Origin of the sequence: Methanocella arvoryzae MRE50, from assembly GCF_000063445.1 — an archaeon.
Lineage (GTDB): Archaea > Halobacteriota > Methanocellia > Methanocellales > Methanocellaceae > Methanocella_A > Methanocella_A arvoryzae.
The window spans coordinates 2,129,163-2,152,614 of record NC_009464.1; the positions used below are offsets into that span (position 1 = coordinate 2,129,163).

Annotated in this window: 21 protein-coding genes; 9 read left to right on the forward strand and 12 right to left on the reverse strand. The window is 57.7% G+C overall.

The window, feature by feature from the left end; all coding sequences use genetic code 11:
* Positions 1-10: 10 nt before the first annotated feature.
* A complete protein-coding gene (locus RCI_RS10585) occupies positions 11-262 on the forward strand; it encodes a PRC-barrel domain-containing protein (RefSeq protein ID WP_012036429.1) in 252 nt (83 codons plus the stop codon).
* Positions 263-270: 8 nt separating this feature from the next.
* Positions 271-999, forward strand: coding sequence for a DUF1614 domain-containing protein (locus RCI_RS10590; RefSeq protein ID WP_048198473.1), 729 nt, complete (start codon positions 271-273; stop codon positions 997-999).
* Between the two features lie 230 nt (positions 1,000-1,229).
* Here the strand turns inward: RCI_RS10590 and hsp20 are convergent, their stop codons facing one another.
* From hsp20 to RCI_RS15885, 6 genes are all read right to left on the reverse strand, one after another.
* A complete protein-coding gene (gene hsp20 / locus RCI_RS10595) occupies positions 1,230-1,727 on the reverse strand; it encodes an archaeal heat shock protein Hsp20 (protein WP_012036431.1) in 498 nt (165 codons plus the stop codon).
* Positions 1,728-1,742: 15 nt separating this feature from the next.
* Positions 1,743-4,571, reverse strand: coding sequence for a CDC48 family AAA ATPase (locus RCI_RS10600; RefSeq protein WP_012036432.1), 2,829 nt, complete (start codon positions 4,569-4,571; stop codon positions 1,743-1,745).
* 70 nt (positions 4,572-4,641) lie between these two features.
* On the reverse strand, positions 4,642-5,298 hold the full coding sequence (locus tag RCI_RS10605) for an ArsR family transcriptional regulator (RefSeq protein ID WP_012036433.1): 657 nt from the start codon (positions 5,296-5,298) through the stop codon (positions 4,642-4,644).
* Positions 5,299-5,494: 196 nt separating this feature from the next.
* Positions 5,495-6,970 (reverse strand): IMP dehydrogenase, encoded by a 1,476-nt coding sequence (gene guaB, locus RCI_RS10610; protein ID WP_012036434.1) that lies wholly within the window; start codon positions 6,968-6,970, stop codon positions 5,495-5,497.
* Between the two features lie 149 nt (positions 6,971-7,119).
* Positions 7,120-7,815, reverse strand: a complete 696-nt coding sequence (locus RCI_RS10615; protein WP_012036435.1) for a (5-formylfuran-3-yl)methyl phosphate synthase — start codon at positions 7,813-7,815, stop codon at positions 7,120-7,122.
* A gap of 484 nt (positions 7,816-8,299) precedes the next feature.
* Entirely contained in the window at positions 8,300-9,664 is a 1,365-nt protein-coding gene (locus RCI_RS15885; RefSeq protein WP_052309958.1) for a cytochrome c biogenesis CcdA family protein, read from the reverse strand.
* Between the two features lie 189 nt (positions 9,665-9,853).
* On the opposite strand from RCI_RS15885, the gene RCI_RS10625 reads away from it, so the two are divergent.
* Together RCI_RS10625 and RCI_RS10630 are read left to right on the forward strand one after the other, a co-directional pair.
* Entirely contained in the window at positions 9,854-10,543 is a 690-nt protein-coding gene (locus RCI_RS10625) for a HisA/HisF-related TIM barrel protein (protein WP_012036438.1), read from the forward strand.
* A 7-nt stretch (positions 10,544-10,550) separates the two neighbouring features.
* Entirely contained in the window at positions 10,551-11,519 is a 969-nt protein-coding gene (locus RCI_RS10630; protein ID WP_012036439.1) for a DHH family phosphoesterase, read from the forward strand.
* 90 nt (positions 11,520-11,609) lie between these two features.
* Here RCI_RS10630 and RCI_RS10635 read toward each other — a convergent pair whose 3' ends face one another.
* Positions 11,610-12,182 (reverse strand): TIGR00288 family NYN domain-containing protein, encoded by a 573-nt coding sequence (locus RCI_RS10635; protein ID WP_012036440.1) that lies wholly within the window; start codon positions 12,180-12,182, stop codon positions 11,610-11,612.
* 185 nt (positions 12,183-12,367) lie between these two features.
* Positions 12,368-13,903 carry a 2-isopropylmalate synthase gene (locus tag RCI_RS10640; protein ID WP_148266597.1) on the reverse strand — a complete coding sequence of 512 codons (1,536 nt, stop codon included), beginning with the start codon at positions 13,901-13,903 and terminating at the stop codon, positions 12,368-12,370.
* 438 nt (positions 13,904-14,341) lie between these two features.
* On the opposite strand from RCI_RS10640, the gene RCI_RS10645 reads away from it, so the two are divergent.
* Entirely contained in the window at positions 14,342-14,671 is a 330-nt protein-coding gene (locus RCI_RS10645; protein ID WP_231844832.1) for a winged helix-turn-helix transcriptional regulator, read from the forward strand.
* Between the two features lie 79 nt (positions 14,672-14,750).
* Here RCI_RS10645 and RCI_RS10650 read toward each other — a convergent pair whose 3' ends face one another.
* Positions 14,751-15,155, reverse strand: coding sequence for a hypothetical protein (locus RCI_RS10650; RefSeq protein WP_048198475.1), 405 nt, complete (start codon positions 15,153-15,155; stop codon positions 14,751-14,753).
* Between the two features lie 362 nt (positions 15,156-15,517).
* On the opposite strand from RCI_RS10650, the gene RCI_RS10655 reads away from it, so the two are divergent.
* Positions 15,518-16,276: a matrixin family metalloprotease gene (locus RCI_RS10655; RefSeq protein ID WP_012036444.1), complete on the forward strand. Its 759-nt coding sequence runs from the start codon at positions 15,518-15,520 to the stop codon at positions 16,274-16,276.
* Here RCI_RS10655 and RCI_RS10660 read toward each other — a convergent pair.
* The 3 genes from RCI_RS10660 to RCI_RS17190 form a co-directional block, all read right to left on the reverse strand.
* Positions 16,254-16,973 (reverse strand): ABC transporter ATP-binding protein, encoded by a 720-nt coding sequence (locus RCI_RS10660; RefSeq protein ID WP_012036445.1) that lies wholly within the window; start codon positions 16,971-16,973, stop codon positions 16,254-16,256. The two genes, RCI_RS10655 and RCI_RS10660, sit on opposite strands and share 23 nt — an antisense overlap.
* Entirely contained in the window at positions 16,970-17,623 is a 654-nt protein-coding gene (locus RCI_RS10665; protein WP_231844833.1) for an ABC transporter permease, read from the reverse strand. Before RCI_RS10665 ends, RCI_RS10660 begins: the two co-directional genes overlap by 4 nt.
* 344 nt (positions 17,624-17,967) lie before the next feature.
* Complete coding sequence (locus tag RCI_RS17190; RefSeq protein WP_012036447.1) at positions 17,968-18,120, reverse strand: hypothetical protein; 153 nt, start codon at positions 18,118-18,120, stop codon at positions 17,968-17,970.
* A gap of 116 nt (positions 18,121-18,236) precedes the next feature.
* On the opposite strand from RCI_RS17190, the gene RCI_RS10670 reads away from it, so the two are divergent.
* The 3 genes from RCI_RS10670 (at position 18,237) to RCI_RS17255 (ending at position 23,076) form a co-directional block, all read left to right on the forward strand.
* Entirely contained in the window at positions 18,237-19,445 is a 1,209-nt protein-coding gene (locus tag RCI_RS10670; RefSeq protein ID WP_012036448.1) for a molybdopterin molybdotransferase MoeA, read from the forward strand.
* A complete protein-coding gene (locus RCI_RS10675) occupies positions 19,438-21,366 on the forward strand; it encodes a molybdopterin biosynthesis protein (RefSeq protein WP_012036449.1) in 1,929 nt (642 codons plus the stop codon). The genes RCI_RS10670 and RCI_RS10675 overlap by 8 nt, the downstream gene beginning before the upstream one ends.
* Positions 21,367-22,131: 765 nt before the next feature.
* Positions 22,132-23,076 (forward strand): hypothetical protein, encoded by a 945-nt coding sequence (locus RCI_RS17255; protein ID WP_197535220.1) that lies wholly within the window; start codon positions 22,132-22,134, stop codon positions 23,074-23,076.
* Positions 23,077-23,452: the final 376 nt, after the last annotated feature.

Genomic DNA, 23,452 nt, shown 5'->3' on the forward strand with positions numbered 1-23,452 from the left:
GATTTAGTTTATGGCAAGATGGATGGCAAAAAAACTCTCCAACAAGAAAGTAATGGGTACTGACGGGTCTGAGATGGGCATTCTCTACGATATCACCTGCGAGCCCAGGACCGGAGACCTGATCGACCTGATCATCCGCCCGGACATGACGCTGAATGTCGAGAACTACCGGACGGAAGACGGTCTCGTGCTGATACCCTTCGGTGCAGTGCGCGCGATCCAGGACTACATCGTTGTCGACAAAAAGGCCTCGATGTTCTGAGATCATAAATGAAGAAGAAAAACTATTTCTTTTTACCGGTATCGGTGCCTCTGTTCATCCTGTTTCTGGCTTTTCCCTTCATGGCTCTGGCCTTCCTGTCGCTGCTGGAGATCAGCCCGGGGCCCCTGCTTCAGCAAGTGCTCGGACTATCCGTCCTGCAGTCGGTCGTGCTCTACCTGACCGTGCTGATGGCCGGGATCTTCAACGTGCCAGTACACGAGTTCAAGAGCCGCAGGGACAGCCCCGAGAAAACGGTGCCCTACCTCGGCTCCAAGTACACTTTACCGGTGTGGCACGGCCACAACACCGTGGTCTCCCTCAACCTCGGAGGCTGCATCGTGGCATTGATCGCCGCCATCTACCTCGCGGCCGGCCTGCCGGTGCTCCCGATCGCCCTGTCGATCATCGCCGTCTCTCTCGGCGTATTCCTGCTGTCGAAACCGTCCCGCAGCATCGGCTTCTACGTGCCCATGCACCTGCCGGCCCTGCTGGCAGTGGGGATCTCTGCAATAGCCCTGTACGTCTCCGGCACCGGCCTGGAAAACCTGGCCCGGCTCAGCATCATCACAGGCGTCACCGGCACCATCGTCGGCACCACCGTCCTCAACATCCCCCGCCTCCGCAAGATCGGCACCAGCTTCATCAGCGTCGGCGGCCTCGGGTGCTTCGACGGCATCGTGCTCAATGCCTTAGTTTCTACAATTATCGCTTGCGTGATCGTGTCCCTGCCTATGTAACACATTGAGAAGGATAACCCGACAAAGAAGCTAACTAACTCACCACAGAGGCACAGAGATTCACAGAGACGCACAGAGGCTTACTTATTAAGGGATTACTATCACATTATTTATAAAAATTTTTTAGAAAAATCTCTGTGCGTCTCTGTGTCCTCTGTGCCTCTGTGGTGAACAATCGCCTCACCACTGCCGGGAATTAAAAAGAGTAGGGGAGTGGGCGATAGCCCGCCTCACTCCACGTCGATCTTCTTGCGCTTCCGGTTGTCGCCCTTCTTCTTCAATGTTATTTCCAGGACGCCGTTCTTGTAAGTCGCCTTCGCGCTGCTGTCGTCGACGTCGGCGGGCAGCTCTACGGTTTCGTGGTATTGCCGGTCTCCCCGGGACGCCTTGATCTCCAGCTCACGGTCGTCTATCGAGAGCTCGACGTCTTCCTTCTCGATGCCGGGCATCTCCGCCACAACGTGGACTGTGCCGTCGGCGTCGAAGACGTCTACGAGCGGCCTGCGTTCGCCGATCTCCAGCCTCTGCTCTCCGGGGCGGATGTTGCCGAACTCCCTCACTTCGGGCTCTTCTCCAGGGCGTACGCTCCAGGACCGGCCGTAGAAGAACGGCCCGCCCTGGCCTATGCGGCCTGTTTCCATGCTCCTGATCAGTTCCTCGAACATCTCGTCGAAGTCGCCGAAGATGTCGAAGGGGTCTCTTCTCTTTCTCGGGTTTCTCTCTGCCATTTTACACTACCTCCTCTAGGATGCGGTCCTGATCTCCGCCGGCTTTTTTTCCTCTTTCTTTTCCTTCTTTGGGGCCGTTTCCCCGGTGCCCACGACCTGCCTGGCGAACTCTGCGGTCAGCTTTTCGTACCGCTGGTGCATGTCCCTGGATAGCGTGGGCCTGACCTTTTGCAGCGCGGCCTCGAAGTGCTTCATCTTGATCTTGATGTTGCCAGCTTCCTTTTTCGCCTGTTCGGGAGTCATGCCGTGGGTGATGTGCTCCCGGATGGCCAGCATCGCGGCCTCCCGGCATACGGCTTCAATGTCCGCGCCCACATAGTCCTTGCTGTCCCGGGCGATCTTCTCCAGGTCCACGTCCCTGTCGAGGGGCTTGCCTCTGGTGTGGATCCTGTAGATCTGCAGGCGGGACTCCTCTTCCGGGGGCGGGATGTAGAGCAGCCTGTCCAGCCTGCCCGGGCGCAGCAGCGCAGTGTCGACCATGTCCGGCCGGTTGGTGGCGGCTATTACTACTACATTGTGTAGCTCCTCCAGGCCGTCCAGCTCGGTCAGCATCTGGCTCACGACTCTCTCGGTCACGTGGGAGTCGAACCCGGCGCCTCTGGTCGGGGCAATGGCGTCGATCTCGTCGAAGAAGATGATCGTCGGGGCGCTCTGTCTCGCTTTGCGGAACGTCTCCCTGATGGCCTTCTCCGACTCGCCCACGTACTTGTTGAGGATCTCCGGGCCCTTGATGCTGATGAAGTTAGCCTCGGACTCGTTGGCGACGGCCTTCGCCAGCAACGTCTTGCCGGTGCCCGGCGGGCCGAACATCATGATACCTTTGGGGGGCGTGGTGTTGGTGGCGCTGAAAACTTCCTTGAACTTCAGCGGCCACTCGACCGACTCTCGCAGCTCCTGCTTGACCATGTCCAGGCCTCCTACGTCGCTCCAGTGGACGTCAGGTACCTCTACGAAGACCTCCCTCATCGCCGAAGGCTCGATGTTCTTCAGCGCCTCGGTGAAGTCGTCGCCGGTGATCTGCAGCTCATCCAGGACCTCCTGCGGGATCTCCTTCTCGATGTCGATGCTGGGCATAATCATCCGGAGGGCGTGCATGGCCGCCTCTTTACAGAGGGCGGCGATGTCAGCGCCTACGAAGCCGTAGGTAGTGTCTGCCAGCCGCTCCAGGTTGACGAAGTTGGTCTTGTTCTTCTCGTTTTCCTTCTGCTTGATCTTGTCCAGTTCCTCGAACAGCTTCAGGTGCAGCTCCTTGATACTCATCTTGTCGACGGAATCGCTGCCCGCGCCCAGGCCTTTGAGGACGCTTTTGATGAAGCTCGGGTTGTTGAGCAGGTCGCTTTCTCTGACCTCCTCCATCCTGATCTTCTGCTTTGTCGCCCTCTCGATCAGGGGTATATTTTTCTGGAGGTAGTCGACGTCATCCTTCGCGAACTGCTGCTCGTCCTTTTTGGTCATCACCTGGAACAGCGCGTCCAGGAGCTTCCGCTTCAGCTCGGTGACCGTCGCGGCCTCCCCGCTTTCCTTATAGGCGGAGTCGCTGGCGTGCTCCAGCACGTTAGTGAGCTTCTTCTGAACCGCCGGTATGTCATCGCCGCGCAGGGTCGATGCCTCTGTCAGCTCCTCTATGAACTGCTGCTTTCCGAGGAGTTCGTTCAGCCTGGACCTTTCAATGATGTCCGACAGGTCCTTCACGTCCAGCACGGTCGAGAGGTACCTGGTTATCACGCTGTTCAGGGTCTTTAGTGGCATGCCTCTCGTGTGCACGTGGAGGATTTCGAGCCTGCCTACCTTATCGGGGACGCCGATCTCGATCTCTCTGTCGAACCGGCCGCCTCTTCTCAGCGCGGGGTCCACAGCGTTCGGCCTGTTGGTCGCGGCTACCACGACCACCTGGCCCCGGCTCTGCAGCCCGTCCATCAGGGACAGGAGCTGGGCGACGACTCTGCGCTCCACTTCGCCCGTGACTTCCTCTCGCTTGGGCGCGATCGAGTCGATCTCGTCGATGAAGATGATGGAAGGCGCGTTGTCTTCGGCTTCCTTGAAGATGTCCCTCAGCTGTTTCTCCGATTCGCCGTAGTATTTGGACATGATCTCGGGGCCGCTGATGTTGATGAAGTGAGCGTCGGTCTCGCTGGCGACCGCCTTGGCGATCATCGTCTTGCCGGTGCCCGGCGGGCCGAAGAGCAGCACTCCCTTGGGCGGCTCGATGCCCAGCTTCTGGAACAGCTCGGGGTGGCGCAGCGGCAGCTCGATCATTTCCCTGACGAGCCCGATCTCCCTGCGCAGGCCGCCGATGTCCTCGTAGGAGATGTGGGGCGTCTTCTCAGCCTTTTCCGCCTCGACCGGCTTCTCGCTGATGGTCACCTCGGTGCTCATGTCCGCGATGACCGTGCCAGCCGGACGTGTGTTGGTGACCACGAAAGTCATGGGGCTGCCGAGCATCTCCACCCGGATGGCCTGACCCTTGGAGATCGGCCTGCCTTCGAGAAGCTTCAGCAGGTAGTATTCCCCGCCCGTGATCCTGACCGGCTGGGTGGGCGCGAGGGTGATGCGCTCTGCCTTCTTAGCCTGTATCTTCCTTACTTTGACCCGGTCGTCGATGCCGACTCTGGCGTTGGACCTGATGTTGCCGTCGATGAGTATGACTCCTTTGCCTTCCTCGCTGGGGTAGCCAGGCCAGACTACAGCAGTCGCGATGGCGCCTTTGCCTTCGATCTCGATGATGTCTCCGCTGACCATGCCCAGCTGTCTCATGGTTTCCATGTCGATCCGGGCGATGCCCCGGCCGACGTCTCTGTGGTAGGCTTCCTGCACTCTTAGCGTGACTTCGTTTTTGTCAGCCATTTCTGTTCACCTCTCCTTCTTGTGGTTCTTAAGCTATCCTGTGCTTGCTACGCTTGCCATGTTCGCTATGCTATTCTATGCTCCATAAGCCCGACTTGTATCTCACGAGCCCCTTTTTCATCAGCCTGGCCAGCTCCGCCCGGACGACGGTCTGAGGGATGTGCAGCTTCTCGGCTATGTCCTCGAAGCCGGCGGGGCCGCGTACCAGCAGGTAGAGCACCTCTGCCTCGATCTGGTCAGAGGCGACCTCGTTGATGATCTCTATGCACATGCCCGTGACTTCCGACAGCATGGCCTGCACTGACCTCTGGGTTTCTCGCAGCTGGAGGCTTGTCTCGTTGAGCCGTCGCACTTCCTCACAGAGGTACTTGAGCGAGCCGGCCAGATCCTCGCTGATCCGGCTCTCCCCGAAGCGGTCCCGGAGCGTTTTCTGCTCGGCCTCTCCGGTCTCCACCCGGGTGACCTCGACCTGGAAGCTGATCGGGGAGATCGCCACCTCTATCCTGACGTTGTTGGCGATCTCGTAGTACTTCCGCCCCTGCTGGTCGTGGTAGCTCTCCACGAGCCCCGCCTCCTCCAGGATCTTGAGGTGGTCGATGATGGCCTTGGGGGAGACTTTCAGCTCCTCGGAGATCTCCGTCACGTAGCACGGGCGGTACGAGAGCAGCGTCAGGATATTCCGGCGGTTCTCGTTCCCCAGAATATCTAGCAGGTATGACATGTCCATACTATCATTAACATTGAGTTAGTATTACTTGTATATATACGTTTTGGACGTATCCGGCCGGCATGTCTGGGTTAAACCCGCGTACCGTGGGCGATAATACTGGCGTGCAATTGTCTCGAGAGCCGCTGCTATCCGAAACGTAACATGGCTATAATATTTATCTTAAAAAACTAGGGGCGCAGGCGCCAGCCTGCGCTCAGAACTTGGTCGTCAGCGGGTAGTTGGGCGCTTCATCGGTGATCATGATGTCGTGGGGGTGGCTCTCGCTCATGCCCGACGGGGTGACCCTTACGAACCTGGCCTTTTCCCTCATTTCCTTGATCGCCGTGCAGCCGCAGTAGCCCATGGAAGACCTCAGGCCGCCGACCAGCTGGTAGATGGTGTCCGCGACGGTGCCCCTGTAGGGGATGGCGCCTTCGACGCCCTCGGGGACGAACTTGGTCTTGCCGATCTCTCTCTCGCTCTGGAAGTACCTGTCCGAGCACTCTCCGCCAGCCATGGCGCCCATCGAGCCCATGCCGCGGTACTGCTTGTACCTCCTGCCCTTGATGGTGATCAGGCGTCCCGGGGCTTCCTGGGTGCCCGCCATGAGGTTGCCCAGCATGACGCACTCGGCGCCTGCCGCTATGGCCTTGGCGATGTCGCCGGAGTACCGGACGCCGCCGTCAGCGATGATGGGCACGTCATACTCCTTCGCTACGTCGACCGCGCTGGCGATCGCCGTCAGTTGCGGAACTCCCACGCCGGCCACGATTCTCGTGGTGCAGATAGATCCGGGGCCCACGCCTACCTTGATGCCGTCCGCAAAGCTGGCCAGCTCCTGAGCAGCCTCGCCTGTGGCGATATTGCCGACAACGACGTCTGCGGATACCATCTTCTTGATGCGCTTCGCCGACTCGACGACCCGCATGTTGTGCGCGTGAGCGCAGTCGACACAAATTGCATCCACGCCGGCCTTGTCCAGCGCGATCGCCCGCTCGATGTCGAACGGGCCTACTGCGGCAGCAACCCTGAGCTGGTCTGCGCCGTTTCTGTTCGCGTTGGGGTACTGCCTGCGCTCGAGGATGTTCTGCATGAGGATCATGCCCACGAGGCTGCCCTTCTCGTCGATCACCGGCAGGCGCTCGACCTTGTGCTCGTACATGATGTCGATCGCTTCGTCAATCGTGACGGTCTCGGCAGCAGTCACGACATTCCTGGTCATGACTTCGTTGATCTTCTTGCCCGGCTCACTCTTGACGATCGGCCTGATGTCGCGGCGGCTGATAATGCCCACGAGCTTGCCGTCCTCGATGATGGGGAAGCCGGTGACGTTCTCGTCGCTCATCGCCCGCCAGACCGACTCGATCGTCTGGCCGGGGCTGGCGGTAACCACGTCACGAATGATGATCTCTTCGCCCCGCTTGACCTTCCGGACCTCCTCGACCTGCCTGTCCCTGGACATGTTGCGGTGCAGCACGCCGATGCCGCCTTCCCGGGCCATGGCGATGGCCATCTCGGCCTCAGTGACCGTATCCATTGCAGCGCTGACAAGAGGAACGTTAAGGCTGATATTCTTCGAAAACCTGGATTTGACTTCAGTGTGATCGGGCTCCACGAACGACCGGCTGGGTACGAGCAGCACGTCGTCAAAAGTGATCCCGAGGGGTACATCTAATTTTTTTGAGAACACGGTTAATCACCATATACCCTTTTGGGTGATTATTCCCGGACCATATATTAATAGGTTTCCTATACTGCCGGCAGTGGCCGATATTGACAATGGATAGCACGGGAATGCTCAGCGGCCTCGCTGGCTGCTGCACGGTGAAAAATAGAACTTTAGTTGAGCATCGCCCGGAGCTTCTCTATCAGGTCGGCTCTGATAGCTTCGGTGCGGTCGCCGCCGCAGACGAGCCCTCTGACGCCGATGATGTCGGGCTTGATCTCCTGGAGTACGGGAATGTCTTTAAATTTAATCGACCCTGCGAGGGCGCACTGGAGGCCTTCGGCGTGGGCTGCATCCACGAACGCCTGCAGTTCCGGCTGGCCCATGAACTCGAAGGTGGACTTGCCGTCCTTGATGCCCGTGTCGACCATGACCACGTCGCACCCGGCGCGCTGTGCCACGGCCGGTAATTTCAGTGCAGGTATGGAGCCGATCCTGGCGTAGTCGGAGTAGCCCGAGGCCACGACGATGCGGTTCCTGTCATAGGTCTTCACTGCCTTGACGATGCCTGCCAGGACTTCGTACGCCTGCGCTTCTGTCTGGATGTCGTACAGCCCGACTTTCACATACTCGGCTCCTGCCGCGGCTGCGCCCAGCGCGGCGAGCGAGGCGGTGCCCGGCTTATAGTTGAAATCCCCGATGGTGGCGCTCACTGGCTTGGTTACTCTGGCCTTCACTGCCTGGATGACCCAGGGAAAATTTGCGCCCAGCGAACCCTCTTTAGGATTCTTGACATCGACGATGTCGGCGCCGCCGGTGTCGGCAATGATCGCCTCTTCGATGTTGATAGGGCTGACTAGAAGCTTCATGCACAACACCTTATATCGTTTTGGTATTTAATAGTTACTGGGAAAGCGAGTCCTTTGACTCGATGCTAAGCGATTTTTAAAAATGGTCGCCCCCACGTGCGGGGCTGTAAAGCTTATAAAAGTCTTGCCGCCCGTGATCTTCATGGCCTCGTTATTGTTGTCTCTGTGTGGGTGAACGTTGTCGAACGCTGCGCTGTGCCAATCCTCACAGATGCCACGGATTCCGATTGATTCCACAGATTCCTCTGCAGAATCCACGGATTACTACACGATAGCACAGAAGGAATACGCTAATACAATTCGATCACCACTAGCAATCATAAGAGAAGTCGATCAGAACATTTTATGTATCTCTGCAACTCGGCAGAATCATCAGATTCTGCCTTATCCGTGCAATCTGTGAGGTTTTGCACAGCGCAGCGTTCGTATTGCTGTCTCACGTCGCATAATCATCTGTTATGCAGAGCGCAGCGTTCGTCACCGTTCACATGATCCCGAGCAGGAAAGCGAGAGCCATGAGGCCGAGGAGCGCTCCGGTGAAGATCTTCAGCCCGATCCGGTGGCGGAGCCTGAACCGGTTGACGGCCGCGGGGCTGAGGCCGGCGGTGATCAGGGTTCCGAGGAGCAGCACCGGGGTCACTACTCCGAGGTTGTAGATGATCAGCAGTGGTATGCCCTGGGCCGCGTTGCCCGATTCGAGGATGGTGCCGAGGATGGCGACATATATTCCGCCTACGCAGGGCATCTTGATGAGGCCGAAGGCCCCTCCTATTGCAAAGCTGGCGGCCAGGCCGAACCTGACATACAAGGGCTTGATCCGGTCGAGAACCGACCTGAATGCTGTGCTGTCTTTGCCTCTTCTGGTCTGCCACGCGTCGAAAAAGGACCACGCCGACAGGCAGATCAACAATAGTATAATCAGCGCATGGAGTACGATATCTATTGCGGGAACCCGCTCTATCAGCTCTATCAGGCCTACTCCAATGAGGAGGTAGACGGCGAGCATGCCGCCGCAGAATGCGATGATCCTGACAATGACTGCCTTACGGTGCCCGGTATCGGAGATGGCGGTTGTGCCGATGAAGGCCATGATCGCCAGCAGGCAGGGGTTGATCCCGGCGATCAGACCGGCGATATAGGCTGCTGTGGCGGACAGTTCCTGAAGTCTGATCACCGTCGTCTCCGGCCAGACCATGCTGCGCATGCCGGTACCGTCATCGTAAGCCACTGTCATGGGCGGTATAGTCCGGGTGCCGGGAGCCAGCTCGCAGGTGCTGGAGAGTTGGCGGCTTTCGCCGGGCTGAAGGAAGCCGGTCCACTTCTCTGTCCCTGCAATTAAAGTGGTGCCTTCGGGCAGCCCGGTGTTAACCTCCACCTTAAGCGGCCTGTCTCCGCTGCAGGTGATGCAGGTGTTCACGGTCACCACGCCTTTCCGGGACTCGCTCTCCGTCGCGTTCCTCACGATCGTCAGCGGCATGCCGTGCAGGATACGCTCCCGGAGCTTTTCCGAGAACGCCGCCCTGAAGGCTTCAGGGTCTCGATAGTGCTCGAAGAGGATCGCCGAGCCGTCGTCGAAGACGACCGCGGGCACCGTGGATATTCCCCTGGCGCTGGCGAACGCAGCGCCCTCCCTGGAATTGATGTCGTACTTGTGCAGGCTGACCAGCGCCTGAGCCTCATTCATAGCAGCTTCAATCAGCGGCCAGGACTGCTCGCAGCTCAGACACTCATAGCTATAGATGTAATATATCTCGACGGGGCCTGCCGGGGCGGCGCCGGCTATCTGGGCCAGCGTACCTGCCAGTAAAAACAGTGCCAGCAGTATGCCAGTTATGTTCCTCCAGGTCATCCCGTTCACCAGACCAATAGGATTTGACATATAGATATAAGATCAGCATTTTTTGCGCAGCGGATATGGTGCGTTGCGTATATCAACACGGGCATGTAATGTAGAATCTCATATGGCCGGCTTGCCCGGGGATTTCCGATGCAAGTTTGAAAACTAACAGTTAAATAACAGCAGGTTGAACGCTATGTCATGTTCCGCTGCATACTGGCCTGTGATCTGAAAGGCGGCGTCGTGGTCCGGGGTGTCCGGGGGGAGCGGGAAAAGTACCGCCCCATTCACGAGTACAGCCGGCTGGTGACTACGTCCGCTCCGCTGGAGGTGATCCGGACGATGAGGCCGAAGGAGACTTACATCGCAGATCTGGACCGTATCACTGGGGCAGGGGATCACCTGAGCACGATCTCCGACATCTCTGCGATCAGCAGCACGATGGTAGACGCGGGCATCTCCCGGGAGGAGGACGCTGCCCGGCTCAGGAAGGTGTCGGACAGCATTATCATGGGCACTGAGACGGCTTCGCTGTCCTTGATCGAGGCACTGCAGGCAAGAGATGTCCTCGTCAGCGTCGACATGAGGCACGGCCAGATGATGGCGGCAGACCCGGCCCTCCCGGAGTCGCCGATGATGGTTGTCCGGCGGCTGAACGAGCTTGACCTCGGGGGCATCATCCTGCTCGACATCGCCAGGGTAGGCTCAGGAGAAGGCATCGATCTCGGGCTGCTCAGCGATGCCGCATCGATTTCCCGGCACCCGGTGATCGTCGGCGGGGGCGTCCGGGACGTGCAGGACCTGGAGCAGATGGAGAAGGCTGGTGCAGCGGGAGCCATCATCGCCTCGGCAGTTCATTCTCTCGCGATACCCCTTGACTTACTGAGGTAATACGATCATGACAGCGGCAGATGCAAAAACCTTTTACGAGACCCTGAAGCAGTACCAGAATATCCTCTTCCTCTGCCACAAGAACGCGGACGTGGACTCCCTGGGCAGCGCCTACGCTCTCCAGCGATTGTTCGGCGGCCACGTGGGAGTCTACGACAGCCCCAGCGCCATGGCGGCCATGCTCTGCGAGCGCCTGAAAGTCGAGCCGGTCATCGCCCCGGACCTGAAAAAATACGACATCGTCGTGGTCGTAGACACTTCCACGCTGGTTCAGACCGGCTATAAAACCATCGACAGGTGTGCCATCATCGACCACCACACCCCGGGTGACCTACACGAGCACTGCCAGCTTTCCTACGCCCGCATCGCATCCTCCACAGGCGAGCTCGTCTACTCGCTGTACCACGAGAACGGCCTGCCCATCGACGCCGAGGTCGCCTTCGTGCTGGTGCTGGCCATAGTGACCGACACCGGGCACTTCAGATACGCCGGCGCCCACGTGTTCGGGATAGTCGGCCAGATTTTGCAGGCCGGCGGCATCAGGTACGCCGACGTCTCCGAGTTCCTGTCCCACGTGCCCGTCGACCTCTCCTGCCGCATAGCGACGCTGAAGGCAGCGTCAAGGCTGAACCTGCACCGGGTAGGCGATCTCCTCGTCGTCGATACCAGAGTCAGCTCCTTCGGTGCCCAGTCCGCCACCTCCCTCATCAGCCTGGGTGCCGACGTGGCTTTGGTCGGCTCCGAGAAGGAGGGCGAAAAGCGCATCTCCGGACGGGTCCGCCGGGGCGTGGACCTCGACCTCTCCCGGCTCCTCGAGGAAGTCGGCAAAAAGTTCGGCGGCAGTGGCGGCGGCCACGCGGCGGCAGCCGGCGTCGTCGTCAAAGGCGACCTCGACCGGGCCCTAAAAGAGTGCGTCGACATGACCACCGCCCAGCTCCTGAGCTCCGCGAAGAAAGGGTCTAAAAAGAGCGGCTGAACCGTTCTCCGAGAGTCTCTGCGGTAAATAGCCACATAGCTCTCCGTTTTCTAAAGTTGCTGCACCGTACTGGTACGGGATAAAAAGAGCCTACTGGGGCGCAGCCTCTACTTCTGCCTCTAATTCTTCAGTCGCGAGCTTGTTGACCTCGATCCACTCGGTGCCGTTGAATACGATGACGTAGTCGGCCACGTTCTTGAGGGCGATGGAGAGGCCGGGCTCGGCTCCGAAGACGATGGTTTCTTTGCCGTACATGCTGGCCTTGGAGAGGACTGGCTTGAAGTCGGCGTCTCTGGTGACGATGGCGATGGTGTCGATGTGCTGGTTGAAGACTAGTTCCATGGCGTCGACGGCGAGGCGTACGTCTACGTCGCCGGAGCCCACGATCGGCTCGAAGCCCTGGTTTTCGATGGCTTCCACGAGCTTGTCGGAGGCGTACTGGTTGAGGAAGACTTTGCCTACTTTGATGTCGCCGTACCTCTTGAGGATGTCGCGGACTACCTCTAAGTCGATCTGGAACTCTTTGCGGAGCATGTTGGGGCCGTCGACCAGTAACGCAATGCCTTTCCTGCGGCCTTTGTCCTTGAGAAAAGTGTTCTTAATCTTGTCGAGCTTGAACGGATTTTTAATAGGTGAGATAATAGAATTTTTAATAGGTGTCATCACTTAATCTCCCGATACGTGAATATAAATATTTATTGGGGGTCTTAATGTGGGGTTATTTTCCTGCACATATAAGGGTGACGCAAGCTATTTGCGGATAAGCGCCAAAACAATAACCTCTCCGCTATATTTTATATTTAATGTAAAAATAAAAACCGAAAGGGGCGTGGGTAAGCCCCTCTCCTCTAACCATTTCCGGGTCTGGCGGCGAGGCGGTTCATGGCACTGATGAGCGCTTCTACCGAGGCCTGGACGATGTCTTCCCGGGCCGCCCGGGCGGTGACCATCCTGCCTTTGCCGTCTTCCACGCCCACCATGACTTCTGCCATGGCGTCGCTGCCGCCGGTGATCGCTTCTATCCTGAAGTCCCGGAGGCGCATGCCATTGCCGTCGACCATGCGCTCTACAGCCTTCATGGCGGCGTCCACCGGGCCGATGCCTGTCATGGCTCCTGTGTATGACTTGCCGTCCACGGTGACGCGGACTGTGGCCGTAGGGGTGACTTTGTTGCCGCACATGACGGACAGCTCTTCGAGGACGATGCGCTTTTCTGCAGCGGCCACGTCGCCCATCACCGCTTCGGTAATCGCGTAGAGGTCGACGTCCGTCACTTTCTTGCCCTTGTCCCCGAGGTCCTTGACACGTTCCAGGATCTGGTTCAATTCGTCATCGGAGGGATCGAGTCCCGCGTCGTTGAGGAGTTTCTTTACCGCGTGCTTGCCCGTGTGCTTGCCGAGGACCAGCCTGCGCATGTGGCCGACCATCTCCGGCGTCATGATGCCCGGCTCGAAGGTCTTGCTCTCTTTAATGACGCCGTGGCTGTGGATGCCCGACTCGTGCGAGAAGGCGTTCGCCCCCACGACCGGGAAGGTCGGCGCCAGCGGCACCCCTGAGAAGCGCTCCGCCAGGCGGGCGGTCTCCACGAGGTGCTTCGTATCGATGCCGGTCTTCACGCCATAGATCGCTTCGAGGCTCATGACTGTCTGGGCCATGTCCGCGTTGCCCGCCCGCTCGCCGAGGCTGTTCAGCGTCACCTGGATCTGGGAAGCGCCTCCTTCGACTGCGGCGAGGCTGTTGGCCACCGCCAGTCCGAAGTCGTTATGGCAGTGTACCGCGATCGGGATCTTCACTGTCTTGCTGATCTCCCCCACGAGCCAGCGCATCGCCGGGGGCGCCGCCACGCCTACTGTGTCCGGTACGTTAATCGCGTCTGCGCCAGCATCCTCTACAGCCTTGTATACCTGGAGCAGGTAGTCCACGTCGGTCCTGGTCGCGTCCATCGCGGAGAACAGGCACTTCTGCCCGTGCCTCTTGATGTACTCCACCATCTCTACAGAGATGTCGATGACTTCTTCCCGGGACTTCTTGATCGTGTTGATCCGCTGGATGTCCGATGTCGACACAAAGGTGTGTACCATGCTTACGTCAGCGTCTATACAGGCGTCGATATCGGCCTTGATGACCCTCGCCAGCCCGCAGACCGTGGCATTCAGCCCGAGGCCTGCGATCTCTTTGACAGAGGCCTTATCTCCTGCGGAAGATATCGGAAAACCAGCTTCGATGACCTGCACCCCGAGCCGGTCGAGGGCACGGGCGATCTCAAGTTTCTTGTCCTGCGTGAAAGACACGCCGGGCGTCTGCTCCCCATCACGGAGAGTCGTATCAAAAATCTCTACTTTCCTATTCTGTACGGGTTTTATACAATCCTGGTAAAAAACGATCCCTCATTTCCATTTGATCACCATACCGAAAAGACGCTTTAAGTATTTGAACGTTTGCCGCCAATAACGGAGGCCTGATGACCAACTGCTGGAGGGGCTACAGCCGCCTGATTCGGCCACCGGGGCCGGATAGTTCTACGTATTGTGACAGGCTTCAAGTCCCTGCAGGAGTATTATATAAATGTTGCTCTATATTCAAAAAATTCTGTTAATATTGGCCATATTGCAGAAATATATGTAGAATTTACCCTTTTTTATAAATGTTTTGTACAATCTGTATGTACACTACCGTTGTACCAGTATATATAGCCCATATTGCTTAGTTACTATTAACGCAGCAGGAACTCGGCAATACAAGTCGCAAGCTATATACCCCCCCAAACTATTGCTGCTCCGCCTGGTTCCTGCTGCATTAAACTAATATATGCTGGTATGCCTATGGAAATACTCAAAACAATCTCTTACGCCGGGACCATGGAAGTCCTCGCCTCGCTTGGCAAAGGTCAGAAGCGCTTTACTGAAATCATGTTCGAGACCAAGCTCAACCCCGGCATCCTCAACAGAGTCCTCAAGACCCTCATCACCTCGGGCATCGTATCCAAGTCCCCGAACGACGAGGGCTACGAGCTCACCGAGAAAGGCATCAAGATCTCGCTGTACATCCTGAAGATCGTCGAGGTCTCCAGCAACGAGAAGCCCGAGAACCTGCAGCTCATCAAAACCCTGTCCACCAGGCTCGAGCAGGCAAAGGGCACCGTCATCGGATAACGGCGGGCCAATAAAAAACGGGCTTACCCGCATCCTTTTTACAGGTAATTTAAAAAGGTCTTTATTTACTTTACTTCACTTATACTTCATTGTCCATGATGGCCGTGCGCACGTTCTCCACCACGGTTTGCAACAACTGCATTTCTTCATCGTACGCGTGGAGGTCTTTTAGCAGCGCATCCCGGTCGATCATGTTGGGGTAAACCTCTGCGATGCTGCCGTCTTCAGACTGGTAGATGCGAACTTCATACAGAGTGCAAGAAGCGCCTGCGCACCGCATGGACGTCTCGAAGTCGCCGCCGGAGCCGCCAAACTTCGGGCAGTGCTCGCAAGGGGAGTCCCTGTTCTCGAGGACCCTGAAGCAGTCCTGGCCCCTGAGGTCGCCCATGTTGACCCGGGAGATGTAGTTCTGGGAAGCGATCTTCAGGTCGTCGCCCACGATGATGACACCATTGCACAGGGCATCTAAAAATTCCGAGTCCACTGTATGCTCTGAGACTTGAACGTCTGCTGCCGGCCAGGGCTCTTCGTCATAGGCGCACTGAGTAGTACCGGCACTAAAATGTCCACTGTATGGTATATGTAAGTCTGTCACTGGCTATGCCCCCCGCATATATCGTATAACTACGATTATTATACATTCAAGTATCAATCGCATATAAAGCTTTCCCAAGTTTTATATGGGTAAATTTCAAAAGATAAATTAGAAAAAAGTAAGCAAGTCTGTATCTCGAGGCTTATATAAGGCTTATGCCACATGCTATAGGAATTATATAGTTCATGGCCTCGTATTTCTGTGGCAACAAAAGGCTAAAAGCTATAAACAGTCACATATAACCACTATCCATGCCCCGGTGGACCCTTAAGCTGCTGGCCGGAATCCTCGCCACCGCCCTGCTTTGCATCGCTGTGTCATCCGCAGCGGTTCCCTTGTATGCCCATAAAAGCCTGGCCGGGAAGGTGGGTGCATATGCGCCAGTGTATCTCTTCGAGCAGTCTCCTTATGACCGTATAATCATCGAAGTGCACTATGAGGAATCCGCCAGGCCATCCGAAGCTGCGCTGGCGCACCTGCAGTCGCTCCTCTATAACGCCACCGGCAAAGCCGTAACCGTCCGGGAATACGGAGATATAGCGCCCGGAGAAGTACCCTCATCTATCGCCGGAGGCGACGTCGTTGAGTTCGGGAACTCGATGATCAAAGAGCATGCCGTCGCCCGTACCGGGATGATTAGGGGTGACGCCGTCATGTACGTGTTTTACGTGAACGCCTCGGCTCCTCTGCCGAAGCTGAACATGGGCAACAGGGTGGGGGGCGTAAGCTATCGTGGCGATTCCTTCGTGATCTTTAAGAACAACCTCCGGGACGAGGGCGAAGAGAAAACAGTACTGATCCATGAGGCCGGCCACCTTTTAGGGCTGGAACACGATGACGATCAGGGCTGCGCCATGACGGGATCTCTCAAGCGGGTGTACAGGAAAAACTATGCGGCACCGCCGCCGGATGACTACTGTCCCGATCACTGGAAACTGCTGGAAGAGGGCCGGCACCGCCTGCCGATAGACGAACTGGCCGCCGCGCTTAATATACCAGTTCTCCGTTGATGAACATCCGGGTCCTCGGGTCGGACGGGTTCCCGATCAGGTCTTTGCCTGACTCTACCACCTCGCCGTTCATCATGAACGCAGCCATGGTAGACAGCCGCCGGGCCTGGTATATGCTGTGAGTGACCAGCACGACCGTAGTCCGGTACTTCTGGTTGATATCCTTGATCGCCCGCTCCATGATGGCCACGTTGGCCGGGTCCAGGTTGGCCGTCGGCTCGTCGAGCAGCAGCAGCTTAGGCCTGAGCACGAACGCCCTCGCAAACGCGAGCCGCTGGGCTTCTCCCCCGGACAGGCTGCGGGCGTACTGGCGCTCTTTACCCGTCATGTCGAGCAGTGCCAGCGCTTCCTTTATCCTCGAATCGATCTCTGCCTTATCGACCCCGCGCAGCCGAAGGCCGTAGGCAACGTTGTCATAAACGTTCCAGGAGAACGCGACTGGCTTCTGGAAGACCATGGCCATCGATCGCTGCATCTCCAGCCGGTTCCCTGACCAGATGTCCCTTCCGTCAAGAAGCACCCGGCCACTGTCCGGGCGGTCGAGCATGTTGATGATCCGGAGCAGCGTGCTCTTCCCCGCGCCACTCGGCCCCAGGATCGCCATAATCTCGCCGTCGCCCACTTCCAGGCTCACGTCCTTCAGAATGGCCTTATTCCCGACTTTTTTAGTGACGTTTCTGACTGACAGGCCGCTCATCGCTTCTCCCTCTGCAACATGTTGACAATCAAGTTGATCGTGAAGGACAGCACCAGCAGGATCAGCCCCAGCGCTATGGCCATCGCGTAGTCCCCTATCCTGGTCTGCAGCACGATCGAGGTGGTCAGCACCCTGGTAGACCACCGGATGTCCCCGCCCACGATCATGACGGCGCCCACTTCTGCCACCGCCCTGCCGAAGCCTGCCAGCACTGCCGTAACCAGCGCCTGCCTGGCCTCGAAGAGCACCACGGACATGGTCTCGTACTTCCGGGCGCCGAGCGATACCGCGGTCTCGATCACGGAGCGGTCGACAGCTTTTGTGGCGGAGATGCTCAGGCTGATGATGATGGGCGTGACCAGCACGAACTGGGCGATAATCATGGCGGTGGGCGTGAACAGCAGGCCATAAGAGCCGAGCGGACCGGCTCTGGAAACGGTCAGGAAGACCAGCAGGCCCACGACCACCGGGGGCAGTCCCATCAGGGTGTTGACAATGTTCTGGATGAGCCGCTTGCCCGGGAACTCATTGAGGCTGATGAAGACTCCGGCCGGAATCCCGACGGCTGCGGCGAGCAGGGTGGCGGTGCCGGATACCTGCAGCGACAGCACGGTCACCCCTATGATCTCGGGGTTGAGGCTCGCTATCATATTAACGGCCTGGAAAAAGCCATCTATGAGATAATTGGATGCCATTGCCCACCAACAATAAGTAAAGTTAATGTGATGCCCGGCCACATAAATTTTGGCATTTTACGTGCGGCCGGGCGGCTTCGGGATTTCCGTTCTCCCGGACCTACTGGTGTATCCGTAGGGGAAATACCTAAGCAGGTGTGTGTTGCGGTTATATTATGCGTGTAAGTGATACAGATTAATACATAAACCTTGCGTAATCGTCACCGATTACTGCATGCTTATGCGAGGCGCCGGACCGCGATCTGTGGCTGCAGCCTGCGGTAGCCGATATCTCCGGGCAGGGTAAAAAAGTGGATTTATTATTCTTCTGTGCTGATCTTGATCTCCAGCTTCTTCCAGGCGCCCACATCGTCCAGAGTCTCGATCATGCCCTTGATCGTAGATCCCACGATCTTCTGCACGAACTTGTTCATGGGGATGTGCTTGCCATCGACGTTTAACTCGACCTTCATATGATCACCAGTAAACCCTACGATGGCTATCTATTTAAAAACGCCGGATTCGATGGGCTGCTGCCGGATTCCTCCAACCCATAACGTTAAAGGCTATCAAATCCATTTACTTCATTATGCCTCTGAAATCTGGCTTCCAGACCAAGACGAGCATCGACAAAGCCCTCGATATTTTCCTGAGCTCCTTCGAGCCCCTCGCCGCCGTAGAGCAGGTAACGATCGAAGAATGTGACGGCCGCGTCCTTTCGGCGGACATTCTCTCTCCCAGGGACGTGCCCCACTACGACCGGAGCGCGATGGACGGCTACGCGGTCCGGGCGGAGGACACCTTCGGCGGCAGCCGGGACGCCGGCATCATGCTCAGGCTGGTCACCGGAGAGCGGATCGGCCCCGGCGAGTGCAGGCAGGTCCACACCGGCAGCCCCCTCCCGGAAGGCGCCGACGCCGTGGTCATGGTGGAGCACACCGAGACAGCGGGCGACTCCATAGAGGTGCTCGGACAGGTGTCCCCCGGGCAGAACGTGGGCCTCAGAGGCGAGGACGTGCGCAAGGGAGACTTAGTTTTCAGGCAGGGCCGGCAGCTCAAGCCGTCCGACGCAGGCCTGCTGGCTTCCATGGGCCTGCAGCAGGTCGAAGTCTACCGCCTCCCCAGGGTCATGATCATACCGACCGGAGAGGAGATCGTGCCCCGGGGCACCGAGCCACTCCCGGGCCAGATGAACGAGAGCAACGGCGTCATGAACTGCCTGTACGTGAGGCGGTACGGAGGAGTGCCCACGGTCCACGATATCGTAGTGGACGACCGGGATAAGATCCGGGAAGCGCTGAAAGAAGCCACAGCCTACGATTTGATAGTCACCACCGGCGGCAGTTCGGTGGGCAAACGGGACCTGCTCGCAGAGGTCGTGGCATCAGTCGGCAAGGTGCTCGTCCACGGCGTGGCCATCAAGCCCGGCCGCCCGGTGGCGCTGGGCTACGTCGAAACTGCGGGCAAGCGGACGCCCATCGTCTGCCTTCCCGGCTACCCGGCGGCATGCGCCATCGACTCCATAGTCTTCGTAGATCCGGCCGTGAAGAAGCTGGGCCACTATCCCGCAGCCAGGTACAGAACTGAGCGGGCAGTCCTTACGAGGAAAATTCCGTCTGAGGCCGGCTACCGGACCTACACCCGCGTCTCCGTCGAAGACGGCAAGGCCACCCCTCTCCGCACTAAAGGCGCGGGCATTCTCAGCTCCGTCTCCCTGGCAGACGGGTACGTGATCGTGCCCGAGGACCTGGAAGGCTACGATTCAGGCGAGACCGTGGAGGTCGTTTACCTTGAGTAACAGCAGCAGAAAAGAATTCCGCACCTTGGTGTCGCTGGAAGACGCCCGCAAGGCGCTGCTTCCGTTCTACAAAACGGCAGAGGAGCAGGTGCCCCTTCCTGAGTGCTACGGCCGCACCCTGGCCCGAAACATCGCATCCAGGGTAGACGTGCCCGGGTTCGACCGGGCCTCCATGGACGGCTTTGCAGTCAAAGCCAGGGACACATGGGGAGCAGATGAGGCAGAGCCCAGATCGCTGAGGATCGCCGGCATCATTCACGCAGGGGACACGCCCGCTGTGAAGGTCGAGCCAGGCACCGCTGTCGAGATCGCCACCGGCGCCATGATGCCCGAAGGGGCCAACGCGGTCGTCATGGTAGAGCAGACGGACACCGAGGGCGACACTGTCAACATACGAAAGCCCGTTTCCCCCGGGGAGAACGTCATGCATGCAGGCGCCGACGTCATGCAGGGCGAGCTGGTGCTCAGGAAGGGCACACGGCTCACATCTAGAGAGATCAGCGTCCTCGCTGCGGTAGGTCTAAAAGAGGTCCCAGTGTACCGCAGGCCAGGGGTCGCCATCATCTCCACCGGCAACGAGATCGCTTCCCCGGGCGAGCCGCTGAAGCCCGGGCAGATCTACGACGTCAACGCCTACGCAGTCGGAGCGGGAGTCATCGAGAACGGGGGCGAGCCGTGCTACTATGGCATCGTCCGTGACGAGCCCGACGCTTTCCGCAAAGCGCTGCTGGACGCCAGCACAAAGGCAGATCTGGTTCTCACTTCGGGCAGCACCTCCGCCGGAGCGTCGGACATGATGTTCTCCACCGTGGGCGGAGTAGGCAAAGTCCTCGTCCACGGCATCAAGATCAAGCCCGGCAAGCCCACGATCATAGGCGAAGCCAACGGCCGGCCTTTCATCGGACTCCCCGGCTACCCCTCCTCGGCGCTGACCATCTTCAACGAAGTGGCCGCACCGCTGATAAGGCACATGAGCGGCCACCCGGAACCGGAGCGCTCCACAGTTAAGGCGAAGATGGCCCTCACCCTCCAGTCCGAGGCGGGCAGGGAAGTCCTCCAGCCGGTAGGCCTTACCAGGACAAAGGACGGCCTGGCGGCTTACCCGATAGAAAAGGGATCAGGCGCAGTGACGTCTCTGAGGGACGCCGACGGCTACGTGGAGATCGGTGAGGACGTCCACGTGATCGAGGAAGGCTCCGAAGTAGAGGTGAGGCTGTTCTCTCCAGTCATCTCGTTCCCTGACCTGCTCATCATAGGCAGCCACTGCCTGGGCATCGATGTGATCACGGACCTTATGGGGGAGAAAGGCTTCACCGTCAGGTCGATCAACGTCGGCTCCCTGGGCGGCTTCCGCTCCATCCGCAAAGGCGTGGCCGACGTGGCAGGGGTACACCTGCTCGACGAGTCCGGCGTCTATAACGAGCCCTTCCTGAAGTCGCTGGGCATCGGGGACGCCACCCTGGTTAAGGGCTACATCCGGGAGCAGGGGATCATCGTGGCCAGGGGTAACCCCCTGCACATCCGGGGAATCGCTGACCTGCCCGGAAAGCGGATCGTCAACCGGACTAAAGGGTCTGGTACAAGGACGCTGTTCGACATGGAACTGCGGAAGCTGGCAGCAGAGAAGGGTGTGCCCTTCGAAAAGCTGATCGAGTCAATCCGGGGCTATGACGTGGAGGCTAAGACACATAGTGCCGTTGCTGCGGCGATCATTGCCGGCAAGGCGGACGCGGGCCTGGGGATTAAAACAGTAGCGGTCCAGAACAGGCTGGACTTCATACCTTTGAGGGACGAGGAGTACGATTTCGTGATCAGGAAAGAGGTCCTGGATAGGCCTGCTACAAAGGCTTTCCTTGAGATACTTAAGTCAAAGGAATTTGACGCGGAGCTCCAAAATCTGGGATACAGGCTAAAGATCTAATGATTACGAATCATTTCTAGTTAAGAGATGGGGTCTGATAGTTGTGTTATCGGCTTCTGGCACAGGCCTCATCCCTGGATATATGGCAGATAGTAACAAGGCCTGATTATCCATCCACTGGGAATGAGTAAACTATGTGAACAAGCTTATTTTATATAACTGATTACTCCTCGGATTGGGGGCATGGTTCTTCCCAATTATCCTTTTAGGCTATTTCGATAACAGAGCGACTTATTTGAAGTTTTATATTCATGTGGTGTTTATATAAGCTATATTTCCTTTTATTTGGCGCCTTCACTTCGATCAGAAAGATTATAAAGGTCTAATTACTAATTGGTAATTACGAAAAAACTCGTTTATTTGGCGTTTGCCGTAGTATGGGTTACCGCATATATGAGGGTAATTTAACTGACGGTTGCCAGGTAGATGCGAAATAACGATGGGGGGAAATATAGCATGAAGAAAGAAACCAGCCTGACTGGAAAGATATGGATCGTAATGATAATCGTAATGGCGGCGCTCGCCACTGTGCTGGCGCCGGCGCTGCTAGTACCTGCAACCGCAGCGCCAAATACTGCAAATCTGAAGATCGAAGTAGTAAATGCAGATAATAGCCCGGCCAGCGGTATTATTATAACTGTATACCTTAGTGACGGAATTACTCAGCTAGTCCATAGTAACAATCCTACCACTAGCAGTAAGGTAACTATGAACCAGGTACCTCATGGTATTTATGTAATTAAGGTAACTGATACAACTGGAGCATTGTTAAAGACGAAGAGTATGGAACTCAACGCAACAACCCCGTGGTTCACTATAACCTTGGATACAATACCTACGCCGACTGTGACGCCGACTCCGACTGTGACGCCGACTCCGACTGCTACGCCGACTGTGACTCCGACTCCTACGGTGACGCCGACTCCGACTGCTACGCCGACTCCGACTGCTACGCCGACTGTGACTCCGACTCCGACTGCTACGCCGACTCCGACTGCTACGCCGACTGTGACTCCGACTCCGACTGCTACGCCGACTGTGACGCCGACTCCGACTGTGACGCCGACTCCGACTCCGACTGCTACGCCGACTGTGACGCCGACTCCGACTGCTACGCCGACTGTGACGCCGACTCCGACTGCTACGCCGACTGCTACGCCGACTGTGACGCCGACTCCGACTGCTACGCCGACTGTGACGCCGACTCCGACTGTGACGCCGACTGTGACGCCGACTCCGACTGTGACGCCGACTCCGACTGTGACGCCGACTGTGACGCCGACTCCGACTGTGACGCCGACTCAGACTGTGACGCCGACTCCGACTGCTACGCCGACTGTGACTCCGACTGCTACGCCGACTGTGACTCCGACGCCGACGGTTACTCCGACTGTGACGCCGACTCCGACTGCTACGCCGAGAGGAAATCCTGCTACGATTGACATGAGCGCGTTCTACGTGCGTGTAACAGAGGTCCCGTCTCCGACTCCTACGGTTACTCCGACTCCGACCCCGGAGCCCACGGTTGAGGCCACGCCGGTGCCGGCCACTCCGACTCCGACTGTAGAGCCGACCGTTGCACCGTCTCCGGTGCCGACTACTACGGCTCAGACGTCTATCGGTGACTACTGGTGGCTTCTGTTGCTGCTCATTCTTGTTGTTGCAGGTGTAGTAGGCGTCTACTATTACACCAAGAAGGGCGGAAAGTAAAAGTAAATAGGTATGCGGGGGCTTTTACGCCCCCCTTCTTTTTTATATCTCTGGCGCCGAATTTTTGGGGCTGTATGTTTTCAATCTTTTTTCGTAGAGCATGTACCACATACAAAGTGTGAGGAGGCAAGTGAGGCCTATAGAGATTAGGTAGCTCCATGGTCCTATACATTGCAGGAGAGTGGTCATGTCGGATCCGGAGTTGTAATTATTCAGGCTCTCAATAGTACGCAGTCCTACCACGTATAAGGCGAACTCGAATGGCGGAGGAGTATGACTTCATGGTCAGAAAGATGTGGTAGTTAAGCCTGCCGTAAAGGCGTTTCTGGAAGTGCTGAGGTCTGGTAAGTTCAAGGCGGGGTTGCAAGAGCCTGGT

What these genes read in the sequence shown, in the direction of transcription:
- RCI_RS10635 (WP_012036440.1), bottom strand. Translation starts at nt 12,182, where the DNA reads ATGACACCTATTAAAAATTCTATTATCTCACCTATTAAAAATCCGTTC.
- RCI_RS10585 (WP_012036429.1), top strand. Translation starts at nt 11, where the DNA reads ATGGCAAGATGGATGGCAAAAAAACTCTCCAACAAGAAAGTAATGGGT.
- RCI_RS10660 (WP_012036445.1), bottom strand. Translation starts at nt 16,973, where the DNA reads ATGAGCGGCCTGTCAGTCAGAAACGTCACTAAAAAAGTCGGGAATAAG.
- RCI_RS10645 (WP_231844832.1), top strand. Translation starts at nt 14,342, where the DNA reads ATGGAAATACTCAAAACAATCTCTTACGCCGGGACCATGGAAGTCCTC.
- RCI_RS10655 (WP_012036444.1), top strand. Translation starts at nt 15,518, where the DNA reads ATGCCCCGGTGGACCCTTAAGCTGCTGGCCGGAATCCTCGCCACCGCC.
- RCI_RS10615 (WP_012036435.1), bottom strand. Translation starts at nt 7,815, where the DNA reads ATGAAGCTTCTAGTCAGCCCTATCAACATCGAAGAGGCGATCATTGCC.
- RCI_RS10625 (WP_012036438.1), top strand. Translation starts at nt 9,854, where the DNA reads ATGTTCCGCTGCATACTGGCCTGTGATCTGAAAGGCGGCGTCGTGGTC.
- RCI_RS10670 (WP_012036448.1), top strand. Translation starts at nt 18,237, where the DNA reads ATGCCTCTGAAATCTGGCTTCCAGACCAAGACGAGCATCGACAAAGCC.
- RCI_RS10665 (WP_231844833.1), bottom strand. Translation starts at nt 17,623, where the DNA reads ATGATAGCGAGCCTCAACCCCGAGATCATAGGGGTGACCGTGCTGTCG.
- RCI_RS17190 (WP_012036447.1), bottom strand. Translation starts at nt 18,120, where the DNA reads ATGAAGGTCGAGTTAAACGTCGATGGCAAGCACATCCCCATGAACAAG.
- hsp20 (WP_012036431.1), bottom strand. Translation starts at nt 1,727, where the DNA reads ATGGCAGAGAGAAACCCGAGAAAGAGAAGAGACCCCTTCGACATCTTC.
- RCI_RS15885 (WP_052309958.1), bottom strand. Translation starts at nt 9,664, where the DNA reads ATGACCTGGAGGAACATAACTGGCATACTGCTGGCACTGTTTTTACTG.
- RCI_RS10605 (WP_012036433.1), bottom strand. Translation starts at nt 5,298, where the DNA reads ATGGACATGTCATACCTGCTAGATATTCTGGGGAACGAGAACCGCCGG.
- RCI_RS10590 (WP_048198473.1), top strand. Translation starts at nt 271, where the DNA reads ATGAAGAAGAAAAACTATTTCTTTTTACCGGTATCGGTGCCTCTGTTC.
- RCI_RS10630 (WP_012036439.1), top strand. Translation starts at nt 10,551, where the DNA reads ATGACAGCGGCAGATGCAAAAACCTTTTACGAGACCCTGAAGCAGTAC.
- RCI_RS10600 (WP_012036432.1), bottom strand. Translation starts at nt 4,571, where the DNA reads ATGGCTGACAAAAACGAAGTCACGCTAAGAGTGCAGGAAGCCTACCAC.